Source organism: Chitinimonas koreensis (assembly GCF_014353015.1).
Lineage (GTDB): Bacteria > Pseudomonadota > Gammaproteobacteria > Burkholderiales > Chitinimonadaceae > Chitinimonas > Chitinimonas koreensis.
Map to the genome: position 1 here is coordinate 5,429,942 of NZ_CP060704.1, position 13,786 is coordinate 5,443,727.

Consider the following 13,786-nt stretch of genomic DNA (forward strand, 5'->3'; position numbering starts at 1 on the left):
TTCTTTCGTCAGTTCAAATCAGAAGGCGCCGGTGGCCTTGAACGACTTGATGGCTTCCGCCAGCTTCTTGTCGTTGTCGCCGGACAACTCACCCTTGCCGTCCATCTCGGCGACGATCTCGGGGTTGTTGGCCTTGACGTAGGCGTACAGGGCGGCTTCGAAAGCCAGGGCCTTCTCGACCGGAACGTCGTCGGCCAGGCCCTTTTCCACCGCGTACAGGGTCACCGACAGCTGGGACACCTTGAACGGGGCGTATTGGCCTTGCTTCAGCAGTTCGGTCACCAGGCGGCCGCGGTCGAGCTGCTTGCGGGTGGCTTCGTCGAGGTCCGAGGCGAACTGGGCGAAGGCCGCGAGTTCGCGGTACTGGGCCAGCGCGGTACGGATGCCGCCGGCGAGCTTCTTGACGACCTTGGTCTGGGCTGCACCGCCGACGCGCGACACCGAGATACCTGCGTTGATGGCGGGGCGGATACCGGCGTTGAACAGGTCCGATTCCAGGAAGATCTGGCCGTCGGTGATCGAGATCACGTTGGTCGGCACGAAGGCGGACACGTCGCCGGCCTGCGTTTCGATGATCGGCAGGGCAGTCAGCGAACCGGTCTTGCCCTTCACGGCGCCGTTGGTGATCTTCTCGATGTAGTCCTCGTTCACGCGCGAAGCACGCTCGAGCAGACGCGAGTGGATGTAGAACACGTCGCCCGGGTAGGCTTCGCGGCCCGGCGGACGGCGCAGCAGCAGCGAGATCTGGCGGTAGGCGACGGCCTGCTTGGACAGATCGTCGTACACGATCAGCGCGTCTTCGCCGATGTCGCGGAAGTATTCGCCCATCGAGCAGCCGGCGTACGGCGACAGGTACTGCATCGCGGCCGATTCGGAAGCCGAGGCGGCGACCACGATGGTGTGGTCCAGCGCGCCGTGCTCTTCCAGCTTGCGCACCACGTTGGCGATCGACGAAGCCTTCTGGCCGATGGCGACGTAGATGCAGGTAACGCCGTTACCCTTCTGGTTGATGATCGCGTCGAGCGCCACGGCGGTCTTGCCGGTCTGGCGGTCGCCGATGATCAGCTCGCGCTGGCCGCGGCCGACCGGCACCATAGCGTCGATGGCCTTGATACCGGTTTGCAGCGGTTGCGACACCGACTGGCGGGCGATCACGCCGGGGGCGATCTTTTCGATCGGGCTCGACGAGGACGCGTTGATCGGACCCTTGCCGTCGATCGGCTGGCCCAGCGCGTTCACGACGCGGCCCTTCAGCTCGGGGCCGACCGGCACTTCGAGGATGCGGCCGGTGCACTTCACTTCCGAACCTTCGGAAATGTGTTCGTAGTCGCCCAGCACCACGGCGCCGACCGAGTCGCGCTCGAGGTTCAGCGCGAGGCCGAAGGTGTTGCCGACGAATTCGAGCATTTCGCCCTGCATCACGTCCGACAGGCCGTGAATACGGACGATGCCGTCGGTCACCGACACGACGGTGCCGGTGGTGCGCGTTTCGGCACCAGCGGACAGGTTCTGAATCTTGCTCTTGATCAGCTCGCTGATCTCGGACGGATTCAATTGCATGTTTGCACTCCTAACTGGTGAGGCGGGCCGACAGGGCCGCCAGCTTGCCACGCACCGAGGCGTCGATGACATCGTCGCCGACCGTCATGCGAACGCCGCCGATCAGCTCGGGGTCGACGCTGACGGCGGTATCGATCTTCTTGCCGAAGCGGGCGGCCAGGGTGGACTTGATCTCGTCCAGCTGGGCGGGCGTCAGCTCGAAGGCGGTCTCGATGTGCGCAGTGACCGAACCTTCGACCGCGGCCTTCAGTTGCTCGAACAGTTCGGCAATCTTGGGCAGCAGGACGAAGCGGCGGCTCTCCAGCACGGCGGCAACGAAGTTGCTCACCTCGGGAGTGGCGCGCGCGCCGAGCAGTTCGGTCAGCAGGGTTTGCACCTGGCTCGCGGAGAACTTCGGGTTGGCAGCGAACTCGACCGCCAGCGGGTCTTGCGCCGCGGCGGCCAGCACGGCCAGCGCGTCCGACCAGGCCGGCAGGCTGTTCGTCTCCTGCGCCAGGCGGAACACGGCCTCGGCGTAGGGTCTTGCGACGGTGATGAGTTCAGCCATGAGCGTTTACAGCTCCGTTTTAAGGGAAGCCAGCAAGTCGGCGTGACGCGCAGCATCCACTTCGCGGCGCAGGATCTTCTCCGCGCCGGCCAGCGCCAGGGCGGAAACCTGCTGACGCAGTTCTTCCTTGGCGTGGTGGACCTGCTGGTCGACTTCGGACTTGGCGCCGGCGATCAGACGGTCGCCTTCGACGCGCGCGGCGTCCTTGGCTTCCTCGACGATCTGGCTGGCGCGCTTCTCGGCTTGGGCGATGATCTCGGCTGCCTGCGACTTGGCCTTGCGCATTTCCTCGGCAGCGCGCTTTTCGGCGAGCTCGAGGTCGTGCTTGGCACGGTCGGCGGCGGACAGACCATCAGCGATACGCTTGGCACGCTCATCCAGGGCGGCGGTCAGTGGAGGCCAGATGAACTTCCACGTGAACAGCACCAGGATGGCGAACACCAGCGCCTGCAGAAACAGGGACGCATTGATGTCCATGGATTAAACCCTCGACTCGTTGAACGACGACGCGAATTAGCGAACGGCGGCGAGCAGCGGGTTGGCGAAAGCGAACATCAGGCCGACGGCCACGGCGATAATGAAGATGGCGTCGACGAGACCGGCGATCACGAACAGCTTCGGTTGCAGGGCGGCGGCGGATTCCGGCTGGCGGGCGGCGCCTTCCAGGAACTTGGCACCCACGAGGGCCACACCGATAGCTGCGCCGACGCCGGCCAGGCCGATCATCAGGCCGATGGCGATCACGGTCAGGCTTTGGATGTTAGCGATCAGGGCCAGGTTTTCCATTTACTTAACTCCTAGAGAGGATGGGTGATTAAAAAACAAGAAAAGGTGGAACGGGAAATCAGTGGTCTTCGACGGCCATCGAGCAGTACACGATGGTCAGCATCATGAAGATGTAGGCCTGCAGGATGACGATCAGGATGTGGAAGATCGCCCACACCGAGCCGGCCAGCACCTGGCCGAAGGCGGTCAGCAGCGAGCTGCCGTTGAAGCCGGTCCAGGTCGCGCCGAGCAGGGCGATCAGCAGGAACACCAGCTCGCCGGCGAACATGTTGCCGGCCAGCCGCAGCGCCAGCGACAGGATGCGCGAGCCGTACTCGATGCACTGCATGGCGCCGTTGATCGGGATCAGCACGATCTTCATGCCCAGGCTCTCGGCGTGGAACGGGGCGGTGAAGAATTCGGCGATGAAGCCACCCAGGCCCTTGGCCTGGATGCCCAGGAAGATGGTGATCAGGATCACCGACAGCGACATCGCCAGGGTCTGGTTGATGTCGGCGGTCGGCACCACCTTGAGGTATTCGACGCCGAACACGCTCATCACCTTGGGCAGCAGGTCAACCGGCAGGAAGTCCATTGCGTTCATGAGGACGACCCACATGAACACGGTCAGCGCCAGCGGCGCGACCAGCGTGCTCTTGCCATGGAAGACGTCCTTGACCGTACCGCCGACCATTTCGACGATCATTTCGATGAACAGCTGGAACTTGCCCGGCTTGTCGACGCTCGCACGGCGAGCAACCAGGCCGAAGACGGCGAGGAACAGGAAGCCGATGATCAGCGAGACCCAGAAGGTATCGAGGTGGAATTCCCAGAAGACCTTGTCGTGCTGGACCGTGCTGAGGTTGGCCAGGTGATGTTGGATGTATTCGGTAGGTGTAGCGGGGGCGTGATGGGTGGCCGACATAAGCTTAGCGACGAAGTTTTATTTAAGAACCAGTACCAGCAGATAAGCCGCCAGGGCGGCCACGAACGCAGCGGCGAACCACACTGCGTTCGCCCCGAAGATCACGTAGCCGGCGACGAGCAGCGCCAGGGCGACGACGATCTTGACGATCTCGGCCAGCAGGAACTGGGCGAGCATCGCATTCGGGGCCGGAATTCCATCGTTGCGGGCAACCCGGCCATAGACCCAGACCGCCGCGATCTGGCTCAAGCCACCACAGCTGGCGGCGAGCATCGCTTTGGCACCGGCGATAAAAAATGCTGTCGCGGCAACGACCCCGGTGAGGGCCGACATCGCGAGCAGCACGGCGCGGATTTGTCTACGCAACTTGTCGGCGGGCGACAGCGGGTGCGAAAACGGCCGGATATTAGCTTTCTCTTGGTGCATCGGTCAAGCCAGGCGCCCATAAACAGGGCGCAGTAATCGCCTGTTTTTTCGAGCGAATTTCAATCGGTAGCGCGGCCCGGCCGGTTACGGCCGGACCGCCAAGTCACTGTCGCAGCAGGGCGAGCAGGCCATCGAGCTGGTCGAGCGAGCCGTATTCGATGGTGACCTTGCCGCGGCCCTTGCGGCCCGAGGCGATCTGCACCTTGGTGCCGAGCTTGTCCGACAGGTCTTCCTGCAGCCGCGCGAGGTCGGGGTCGACCCGCCTGGCCGGCTTCTCGGCCGGCGCCGGCTGGCCGGCCTGCAGCGCGGCGGCCAGCTTCTCGGTCTCGCGCACCGACAGCCCCTTGGCGGCGATCAGCTTGGCGGTCTCGATCTGCTGGATCACCGGCAGCGTCAGGATGGCGCGCGCATGGCCCATGTCGAGCGCGCCGTGCAGCAGCATCTCGCGCACCGGCTCGGCCAGGTTCAGGAGGCGCAGCAGGTTGGTGACCGCCGAGCGCGACTTGCCGACCGCGTGGGCACAGGCTTCGTGGGTCATGCCGAATTCCTCGATCAGCCGCTGCAGGCCGACCGCTTCCTCGAGCGGGTTGAGGTTCTCGCGCTGGATGTTCTCGATCAGCGCCATCACCAGCACCACCTCGTCCGGCACCTTGCGCACCACCGCCGGGATCTCGGCCAAGCCGGCCTTCTGCGAGGCGCGCCAGCGCCGTTCGCCGGCGATGATCTCGTAGCGGTCGACGCCGACTTCGCGCACCAGCACCGGCTGGATCACGCCCTGGGTGCGGATGCTCTCGGCCAGGTCGGCCAGCGCGTGCTCGTCCATATGGGTGCGCGGCTGGTACTTGCCCGGCTGCAGGTGGTGGATCGGCAGCGTCTGCAGCTTTTCCTCGACCGGGGCGGCCGTGCCCAGCAGGGCATCGAGGCCGCGGCCGAGGCCTTTGAGTTTGGCCATGTCTGTTTACTTTCCGAATCTCTGAAGCAGCTCGGCCGCGAGCTCCTGGTAGGCCAGCGCGCCGCGCGAGGATTTGTCGTAGGCGAAGATCGGCCGGCCGTAGCTCGGCGCCTCGGCCAGGCGGATGTTGCGCGGGATCACGGTGTTGAACACCTTGTCGCCGAAGTGCTGGGCGAGCTGCGCCACCACCTGCTGGGCCAGCGTGCTGCGCGGGTCGTACAGCGTGCGCAAGAGGCCGTCGATCTCGATGCGCGGGTTGAGCGCCAGCCGGACCTTGCGCAGCGTGTTGACCAGGTCGGTCAGCCCTTCGAGCGCGTAGTACTCGCACTGCATCGGGATGATCACGCCGTCGGCGGCCGCCAGGCCGTTCACCGTCAGCAGGTTCAGCGCCGGCGGGCAGTCGATCAGGATGAAGTCGTAGTCGGCGCGCGCCGGCACCAGCGCCTCGCGCAGCCGCAGTTCGCGCCGGCCGAGCTCGATCAGCTCGACCTCGGCGCCGCCGAGCTCGCGGTTGGCCGGCAGCACGTCGAAGCCGTGCTCGGTGCTCACCTTCACGTCGGCCAGCTCGGCATGGCCCAGCAGCAGGTGGTAGACGCTGCGGCCGAGCGCGTGCTTGTCGACGCCGCAGCCCATGGTGGCGTTGCCCTGCGGATCGAGGTCGATCAGCAGCACGCGGCGCTCGAGCAGCGCGAGGCCGGCGGCCAGGTTGACCGCGCTGGTGGTCTTGCCGACGCCGCCCTTCTGGTTGGTGATCGCGATGATGCGGCTCATGCCAGCGGCTCCAGCCAGACCAGGCAGCGCTCGGCGTCGAGCCCCGGCACGTCCAGCGGCAGCACTTCGCCCAGCGCCACGCCGGCCGGCAGCGCGGTGATTTCCTCGTAGGGGTGCACGCCCTTGAGCGCGGCCCAGCGGCCGCCCTCCGCCAGCAGGTGGCGGGTCAGCCGGCAGAAGTCGTTCAGGTCGGCGAAGGCGCGCGAGGTGACGATGTCGTAGGGCACGGCCGGCTGCAGGTTCTCGACCCGGTCGCAGACCACCTCGACGTTGGCCAGATTCAGCTCGATCGCGGCCTGGCGCAGGAAGGTGGTCTTCTTGTGATTGCTGTCCAGCAGGGTGATCCGCCAGTCGGGCCGCGCGATCGCGAACGGGATGCCGGGCTGGCCGCCGCCGCTGCCGACGTCGACCAGCCGCAGCGGCCGGCCGGCCGGCCGGCGCGCCGCGATCGGCGCCAGTGCCGCCAGGCTGTCGAGCAGGTGGTGCGACACCATGCGCTCCGGCGCGGTGATCGCGGTCAGGCTATAGGTCTTGTTCCACTTCAGCAGCAGGCCCAGGTAGGCCAAGAGGCGCGCCTGCACGGCGCCGTCGAGCGCCAGGCCGAGCGCCGCGAGGCCTTCACTGAGCTGGGTTTCCTGTCTTTGGCCGATCATGCGGTCTTGAACGTCGTGTCGTTGTCGGTCGCGGCCTTGAAGCCGCGTTTCAGATGCACCAGCAGGAGGCCGATGGCGGCCGGCGTCATGCCCTGCAGCCGCGAGGCCTGGCCCAGCGTCTCGGGCCGGTGCTGGTTGAGGCGCTGCTGCACCTCCTTGGAAAGCCCCGGCACCTTGCCGTAATCGAGATCGGCGGGCAAGCGCACGTCCTCGATCTCGGCGCGGCGCGCCACCTCGTCGCGCTGGCGCTCGACGTAGCCGGCGTACTTGACCTGGATCTCGACCTGTTCGGCCACCAGCGGGTCGGCCACCGCCTCGCCGGCCACCGGCAGGCTCAGCAGCGCGGCGTAGTCGACGTTGGGACGACGCAAGAGTTGTTCCAGCGTGTACTCGCGCTCGATGGCCTGGCCGAACACCCGCTCGGCGTCCTCGGCCGAGACCAGGCGCGGATTGACCCAGGTGCTGCGCAGCCGTTCGAGCTCGGCCGCCACCGCGTCGCGCTTGCGGCTGAACAGCGCCCATTGCGCGTCATCGACCAGGCCGAGCCGGCGGCCGTCCTCGGTCAGCCGCAGGTCGGCGTTGTCCTCGCGCAGCTGCAGGCGGAACTCGGCGCGGCTGGTGAACATGCGATAGGGCTCGGATACGCCGCGGGTGATCAGGTCGTCGACCAGCACGCCGAGGTAGGCCTGGTCGCGCGTCGGCGTCCAGCTGTCCCGGCCCTGCACCTGCAGGGCCGCGTTGAGGCCGGCGAACAGGCCCTGGGCCGCCGCCTCCTCGTAGCCGGTGGTGCCGTTGATCTGGCCGGCGAAGAACAGGCCGCCGATCGCCTTGCTCTCGAAGGTGGCCTTGAGCGCGCGCGGATCGAAGTAGTCGTACTCGATCGCGTAGCCGGGCCGCAGGATGTGGGCGTTCTCCAGGCCGCGGATCGAGCGCACCGCGGCGAGCTGGATGTCGAACGGCAGGCTGGTCGAGATCCCGTTCGGATAGAACTCGTGGGTGTCGAGACCCTCGGGCTCGAGGAAGATCTGGTGCGCGTCCTTGTCGGCGAAGCGGTTGATCTTGTCCTCGATCGACGGGCAATAGCGCGGGCCGACGCCCTCGATCACGCCGGTGAACATCGGCGAGCGGTCGAAGCCCGAGCGGATGATGGCGTGGGTGCGTTCGTTGGTGTGGGTGATCCAGCACGGCAGCTGCTTCGGATGCATGGCGCGGTTGCCGCGCACCGAGAACACCGGCGTCGGGTCGTCGCCCGGCTGCTCTTCCATCACCGAGAAATCGATGCTGCGGCCGTCGATGCGCGGCGGCGTGCCGGTCTTGAGCCGGCCGACCGGCAACGCCAGCTCGCGCAGCCGGCTCGACAGGGTGACCGAGGCCGGATCGCCGGCGCGGCCACCGGTGTGGTTCTCCAGGCCGACGTGGATCTTGCCGGCCAGGAAGGTACCGGCGGTCAGCACCACCGTCGGCGCCTCGAAGCGGATGCCGATCTGGGTGACCACGCCGACCACCCGTTCGCCCTCGACCACGATGTCGTCGACCGCCTGCTGGAACAGCGTCAGGTTGGGCTGGTTCTCCAGCATCCGGCGGATGGCGGCCTTGTACAGCACGCGATCGGCCTGGGCGCGGGTGGCGCGCACGGCCGGACCCTTGGAGCCGTTCAGCGTGCGGAACTGGATGCCGCCGATGTCGGTGGCCAGCGCCATCGCGCCGCCGAGCGCGTCGACCTCCTTGACCAGGTGGCCCTTGCCGATGCCGCCGATCGAGGGATTGCAGCTCATCTGGCCGAGCGTCTCGATATTGTGGGTCAGCAGCAGCGTGCGCACGCCCATGCGCGCAGCGGCCAGCGCGGCCTCGGTGCCGGCGTGGCCGCCACCGATCACGATCACGTCGAAGCGTTCGGGGTAGAGCATAAGAGCACCTCTGAACAATCACCTCGCGAGCGCCGGCGAGGCCCCCTCGCGGCGGCGAGGGCGGGGGAAGTCGGAATCAATCAGCGGATCAATCGGTTGATCGTACAAAATGGCCGGCACCCGGCCTGGCCGGCTGGCGAGCTGAAAGCCGAGTGCCTGGACCGGTTCAGCGCACTCAGTAAGTGACTGAATCTGAAAGGCAAAGGGGCGCTATTGTACGACAGAACGACAGCATGCCGCCATCGGCCCGGCGCAGGGCTGGTCGGCGCAGGCCCCGCACGCTATAACGGGAGCGTCTTCATCACCCTTGCCGTCCATGACCCCCTACATGCTCTGGTTCGTCTTCGCGCTGATCCTGGCCGGCGCGGAAATGCTCACCGGCACCTTCTACCTGCTGGTCTACGGCGGTGCCGCCGCGGTCGGCGGCCTGGCCGCGCTGGCCGGCCTCGGCACCGTGCCGCAGCTGATCGCGGCCGCGCTGTGCGCGGTAGCCGGCACGGTCTGGCTGCGCCGCCACCCGATCAGCCGCAAGACCGTCGGCAGCCAGTCGCTCGACCTGGGCCAGCGCGTCGAGATCGAGCAGTGGAAGAGCGAGACCCTCCTGCGGGTGCGCTACCGCGGCACCGGCTGGGACGCCGAGCTGGCCGGTCCGCCGGCAGCCCTGCCCGAACGGCCTGCGACGCTGTACATCGTCGGCCAGCGCGGCAACACGTTGCTGCTGTCCAGCGTGCCGCCGGCCTGAGTGGCGGAATACCCCGTGCATACTTTCTGATCGTTTCAATTCGTCGCAGCAGCACGACCCGAACCCGGAGCCCGTCCCGATGCCTTTCGCAATCGCCTTATTCGTCGTCGCCCTGATCTTCGCCGTGAAATCGCTCAAGGTCGTGCCGCAGCAGCACGCCTGGATCGTCGAGCGGCTCGGCCGCTTCCACGGCATCCTCAATCCCGGCCTCAACGTGGTCGTCCCCTTCATCGACCGCGTCGCCTACCGCCACGACCTGCGCGAAGTGCCGCTCGACGTGCCGAGCCAGGTCTGCATCACCAAGGACAACACCCAGTTGCAGGTCGACGGCATCCTCTACTTCCAGGTCACCGATCCGCAGCAGGCCTCCTACGGCTCGAGCAACTTCGTGCTGGCCATCACCCAACTGGCGCAGACCACGCTGCGCTCGGTGATCGGCCGGATGGAGCTGGACAAGACCTTCGAAGAACGCGACGAGATCAACCGCACGGTGGTGACCGCGCTCGACGAGGCGGCCTCGAACTGGGGCGTGAAGGTGCTGCGCTACGAGATCAAGGACCTGACGCCGCCGAAGGAGATCCTGCACGCGATGCAGGCGCAGATCACCGCCGAGCGCGAGAAGCGCGCGCTGATCGCGGCGTCCGAGGGCCGCAAGCAGGAGCAGATCAATATCGCCACCGGCCAGCGCGAGGCCTCGATCCAGAAGTCCGAGGGCGAACGCCAGGCCGCCATCAACCAGTCCGAGGGCGACAAGACCTCGGCCATCAACCGCGCCGAGGGCGAGGCCGAGGCGATCCGCCTGGTGGCGCGCGCGACCGCCGAGGCGATCCACATGGTGGCCCAGACCATCCGCCAGCCCGGCGGCACCGAGGCGGTCAACCTCAAGGTGGCCGAGCGCTATATCGAGGCCTTCGGCAACATCGCCCAGGAAGGCACCACCATGTTGCTGCCGACCAACGCGGCCGACGTCGCCGGCATGGTGGCGACCGCGCTCAACGTCGTGAAGCAGCAACAGCACTGATCCCATGCTTCGGCTCGCCCGCGCCCTGCTGCCGCTCTGCCTGCTCGCCTGCGCGGCGGCGGACGGCCTGCGCGTCGCCTGGGTCGACCAGCCGCCCTACTTCTACCTGGACGGCGGCAAGATCGACGGCATCGTGGTCGCCGTCTTCGACGCGCTCAACCAGATCGACCCCGAACTCGGCATCGCCATGGGCGACCCGCTGCCCAGCGTCAGGCGAGCCGAGGAAGAGCTGTCCAACGGCGGCCGCGAGATCAGCTTCGGCGTGATCAGCGAAGCGCGGCGCCAGCGCTACGTGCTGCTCGATCCGCCGCTGGTACGCGGGCGCTTCCGCGTGCTGTCGCGCGCCGGCGAGAGCGAGCGCATCGACAGCATGGCGGCGCTGGCGCGCGCCAGCGAACGGGAACCGGTGCTGGTCACCTCCGGCGTGCCGGTCGAGCAGTTGCTGGCCGCCACGCCGGGGCTGCACCTCGACGCCGCGCCGATGCAGGCGCCCGGCCAGATCCGCAAGCTGCTGGCCGGCCACGGCCGCCATCTGGTGCTGCACGAGCCGATCGCGCGCTACGCCGCCTACCACCTGGGCGTAAGCGAGCAGCTGCGCTTCCAGCCGCTGATCGTCGCCGAATACGCCGCCACGCTGGCCGCCTCGCCCAGGCTGGAGCCGGATCGCGCCGAGCGGCTCGCCGCGGCCTGGCGCAAACTCGCGGCGAGTCCCAAACTTCAATCCATCCTTACCCAGCCGCGCCACAATGGCGCGGCCATCGCCGAAATCCGCTAGGAGCCTCTCATGTCCACGTCCAAACCCAAGTACCGCCTGATCACCCGCAGCGATTTCGACGGCCTGGTCTGCGCCGTGCTGTTCAAGGAACTCGACATGATCGACGACATCCTGTTCGTCCATCCCAAGGACATGCAGGACGGCAAGGTCGCCGTGTCGGACCGCGACATCAGCACCAACCTGCCCTACGTGGCCGGCATCCACCTGGCCTTCGACCATCACCTGTCGGAGACGCTGCGCAACGAGAAGCACGACAACCACATCATCATTCCGACCGCGCCGTCGGCCGCGCGGGTGGTGTACGAGCACTTCGGCGGCCGGACGACCTTCCCGCGCGTGTCGGACGACATGATGGAAGCGGTCGACAAGGCCGATTCGGCCGATTTCAGCGCCGACGAGGTGCTCAGCCCCGAGGGCTGGGTGCTGCTCAACTACCTGATGGACGCGCGCACCGGGCTGGGCCGCTTCCGCGAGTTCCGCGTCAGCAACTACCAGCTGATGATGGACCTGATCGACTACTGCCGTAACCACGGCATTGAGGACATCCTGACGCTGCCCGACGTGCGCGAGCGGGTCGAGCTCTACTTCGAGCACGAGCCGCGCGCCAAGGACCAGCTGCTGCGCTGCACCACGGTGCACGGCAACCTGGCGGTGCTGGACCTGCGCGGCGAGGAAATGATCTACGCCACCAACCGCTTCATGATCTACGCGCTGTTCCCCGAGACCAACATCTCTATCCATGTGCTGTGGGGCCGCGACAAGCAGAACACCGTGTTCGCAATCGGCAAGTCGATCCTCGACCGCTCGAGCACCACCAACGTCGGCGAGCTGTGCCTGCAGTACGGCGGCGGCGGCCACGGCGCGGCCGGCACCTGCCAGGTCGAGAACGAAGATGCGGCGAAGGTGCTGGGCGAGCTGATCGCGAAGATCAACGCCGACGGTTGATGCGCCGACGTTGTGAATCTGCGTGAAGCGATAGACCGTTGGTTCAGCGCAGCGCCCGGCCAAGCCGGGCGTTTGCGTTTGGTGCTTGCTGAATCGTGTCGGCGCCCCTGATCGACTCCTACTCCCCCGCCCCCGCCGGGGCCCCACGAAGTCGAAGATTTCGCGGGGTGGTCCGGAAGGGGCCTCGCTGGCGCTCGCCAGTGACTTGATCGAGCCGGCAGCCAAGCACCTCACCGCGCTTATGCCCCTTTGCATCGATAAATGCTTGACCCCGCTCCCCGCGCGGGAGCGAGAGCGGGGTGAGGGCCGCATTCAAACCGCGGCCTTTTCCAGCCCGTAACGCGCCATCTTGTCCAGAAAGGACGACCCCATGAAACGCAACGAATACGTCGGCTGGCTGTGCGACCGCCTGGCGCCGCTGGGCACCATCAGCGCGCGCGCCATGTTCGGCGGCTGGAGCCTGTATTGCGACGGGCTGATCTTCGCCATCGTGGTGGACGAGGTCTGCTACCTCAAGGCCGACGACGAGACCATTCCCAGCCACGCCGCGGCCGGCTGCGGGCCGTTCGAATACGCCAGCAAGGACGGCCGCATCAACCAGATGCGCTACTACCGGCTGCCCGACGAGTCGCTCGAGGACGACGCGCTGCTGCTGCAATGGTCGCGCGGCGCGCTCGGCGCGGCCCTGCGCGCGCAGGCCGCCAAGGCAGGCAAGGGGAAGGGCAAGCCGCGCTGAGGCGGCCGCCGGGCGCTCGCCAGCCCGCGATCAGCGCTCGTGGCGGCCGCCATGGGCATGGCCCGAATGGTCGTGAGCGGAATGGTCGTGGCCATGGCGCCCGTGGGCGTGGCCATGACCATCGCGGCCGTGCGCATGGCCCGCGTCGCCCTCGCCCGCCAGCGCGGTCAGCGGGATCACCTTGCCGGCCGGCGGCACGGTCCGCCACGACGGCTGCAGCGTGACGTGGTCGATCGCGTAGTCCTTAGCCAGCAGCGCCTGGGTGGCGGCCAGCAGGCGCGGCCACTGCTCGGCGCTGTCGATCACCAGGTGGGCCGACAGCGCGACGCGCTCGGGGCCGAGGTGCCAGACGTGCAGATCGTGCACCGACTGCACGCCCGGCTGGGCCGCCAGCGTGCGGCCGATGGCGGGCAGGTCGAGATGGGCCGGCACGCCCTCCATCAGCATATGGCTCGACTGCAGCACCAGCGCCCAGGTCGAGCGCAGGATCAGCAGCACCACCAGCAGCGACAGGATCGGATCGATCGGCTTCCAGCCGGTCAGCCAGATCACCGCGCCGGCCGCGATCGCCGCCACCGAGCCGAGCAGGTCGCCCAGCACGTGCATCAGCGCCGCACGCGAATTCATGTTGTGGCTGTCGGCCGACAACAGCCAGGCCGCCAGCAGGTTCACCGCCAAGCCGACCGCAGCGATGCCCATCACGCCGACGCCGTCGACCTCCTTCGGGTTCATCAGCCGGCCGATCGCCTCGAACGCGATCCAGCCGACCATCGCCAGCATAAGCAGGCTGTTGACCAGCGCGCCGAGGATCTCGGCCCGCGCATAGCCGTAGGAATTGCGCGCCGAGGCCGGCCGGCGCGACACCAGCTGGGCGAATAGCGCGAGGCCCAGCGCGGCGGCGTCGGTCAGCATATGGCCGGCGTCGGACAGCAGCGCCAGCGAGCCGGTCCACAGCCCGCCGCCGGCCTCGACCACGGCGTAGCCGGCGGTGAGCAGCAGGGCCAGCGCCATCCGGCGGCGGCTGGCGGAATGGGGGTGGTGGGCGTGGTCGTGGCTCATGC

At 67.5% G+C, this 13,786-nt stretch carries 16 protein-coding genes; 5 read left to right on the forward strand and 11 right to left on the reverse strand.

Annotation, left to right across the window (positions count from 1 at the left end; genetic code table 11):
• Positions 1-18: 18 nt before the first annotated feature.
• The 10 genes from atpA to mnmG form a co-directional block, all read right to left on the reverse strand.
• Complete coding sequence (gene atpA, locus H9L41_RS23110; RefSeq protein WP_028447453.1) at positions 19-1,560, reverse strand: F0F1 ATP synthase subunit alpha; 1,542 nt, start codon at positions 1,558-1,560, stop codon at positions 19-21.
• A 10-nt stretch (positions 1,561-1,570) separates the two neighbouring features.
• The gene (locus tag H9L41_RS23115) at positions 1,571-2,107 is read right to left on the reverse strand and encodes a F0F1 ATP synthase subunit delta (RefSeq protein ID WP_028447452.1); all 537 of its coding nucleotides are present in this window, start codon (positions 2,105-2,107) and stop codon (positions 1,571-1,573) included.
• Between the two features lie 6 nt (positions 2,108-2,113).
• Positions 2,114-2,584, reverse strand: a complete 471-nt coding sequence (locus tag H9L41_RS23120; RefSeq protein WP_028447451.1) for a F0F1 ATP synthase subunit B — start codon at positions 2,582-2,584, stop codon at positions 2,114-2,116.
• 36 nt (positions 2,585-2,620) lie between these two features.
• Positions 2,621-2,893: a F0F1 ATP synthase subunit C gene (atpE, locus tag H9L41_RS23125; protein ID WP_028447450.1), complete on the reverse strand. Its 273-nt coding sequence runs from the start codon at positions 2,891-2,893 to the stop codon at positions 2,621-2,623.
• A gap of 58 nt (positions 2,894-2,951) precedes the next feature.
• Positions 2,952-3,797 carry a F0F1 ATP synthase subunit A gene (gene atpB / locus H9L41_RS23130; protein ID WP_028447449.1) on the reverse strand — a complete coding sequence of 282 codons (846 nt, stop codon included), beginning with the start codon at positions 3,795-3,797 and terminating at the stop codon, positions 2,952-2,954.
• A gap of 18 nt (positions 3,798-3,815) precedes the next feature.
• The gene (locus H9L41_RS23135) at positions 3,816-4,223 is read right to left on the reverse strand and encodes an ATP synthase subunit I (protein ID WP_028447448.1); all 408 of its coding nucleotides are present in this window, start codon (positions 4,221-4,223) and stop codon (positions 3,816-3,818) included.
• Between the two features lie 103 nt (positions 4,224-4,326).
• Entirely contained in the window at positions 4,327-5,175 is an 849-nt protein-coding gene (locus tag H9L41_RS23140; protein WP_028447447.1) for a ParB/RepB/Spo0J family partition protein, read from the reverse strand.
• 6 nt (positions 5,176-5,181) lie between these two features.
• On the reverse strand, positions 5,182-5,946 hold the full coding sequence (locus H9L41_RS23145; protein WP_028447446.1) for a ParA family protein: 765 nt from the start codon (positions 5,944-5,946) through the stop codon (positions 5,182-5,184).
• Positions 5,943-6,599 (reverse strand): 16S rRNA (guanine(527)-N(7))-methyltransferase RsmG, encoded by a 657-nt coding sequence (rsmG, locus tag H9L41_RS23150; protein WP_028447445.1) that lies wholly within the window; start codon positions 6,597-6,599, stop codon positions 5,943-5,945. The genes H9L41_RS23145 and rsmG overlap by 4 nt, the downstream gene beginning before the upstream one ends.
• A complete protein-coding gene (mnmG, locus tag H9L41_RS23155; protein ID WP_028447444.1) occupies positions 6,596-8,506 on the reverse strand; it encodes a tRNA uridine-5-carboxymethylaminomethyl(34) synthesis enzyme MnmG in 1,911 nt (636 codons plus the stop codon). The genes rsmG and mnmG overlap by 4 nt, the downstream gene beginning before the upstream one ends.
• Positions 8,507-8,834: 328 nt before the next feature.
• On the opposite strand from mnmG, the gene H9L41_RS23160 reads away from it, so the two are divergent.
• The 5 genes from H9L41_RS23160 (at position 8,835) to H9L41_RS23180 (ending at position 12,725) form a co-directional block, all read left to right on the forward strand.
• Positions 8,835-9,248: an NfeD family protein gene (locus H9L41_RS23160; protein ID WP_169730225.1), complete on the forward strand. Its 414-nt coding sequence runs from the start codon at positions 8,835-8,837 to the stop codon at positions 9,246-9,248.
• Positions 9,249-9,327: 79 nt separating this feature from the next.
• Positions 9,328-10,269 (forward strand): SPFH domain-containing protein, encoded by a 942-nt coding sequence (locus H9L41_RS23165; protein ID WP_028447442.1) that lies wholly within the window; start codon positions 9,328-9,330, stop codon positions 10,267-10,269.
• Between the two features lie 4 nt (positions 10,270-10,273).
• Entirely contained in the window at positions 10,274-11,044 is a 771-nt protein-coding gene (locus H9L41_RS23170) for a hypothetical protein (RefSeq protein ID WP_028447441.1), read from the forward strand.
• A 9-nt stretch (positions 11,045-11,053) separates the two neighbouring features.
• Positions 11,054-11,989, forward strand: a complete 936-nt coding sequence (locus H9L41_RS23175; RefSeq protein ID WP_028447440.1) for an exopolyphosphatase — start codon at positions 11,054-11,056, stop codon at positions 11,987-11,989.
• A 370-nt stretch (positions 11,990-12,359) separates the two neighbouring features.
• Positions 12,360-12,725, forward strand: a complete 366-nt coding sequence (locus tag H9L41_RS23180; protein WP_028447439.1) for a TfoX/Sxy family protein — start codon at positions 12,360-12,362, stop codon at positions 12,723-12,725.
• 30 nt (positions 12,726-12,755) lie between these two features.
• Here the strand turns inward: H9L41_RS23180 and H9L41_RS23185 are convergent, their stop codons facing one another.
• Positions 12,756-13,784: a cation diffusion facilitator family transporter gene (locus H9L41_RS23185; protein ID WP_245589243.1), complete on the reverse strand. Its 1,029-nt coding sequence runs from the start codon at positions 13,782-13,784 to the stop codon at positions 12,756-12,758.
• Between the last annotated feature and the right edge of the window lie 2 nt (positions 13,785-13,786).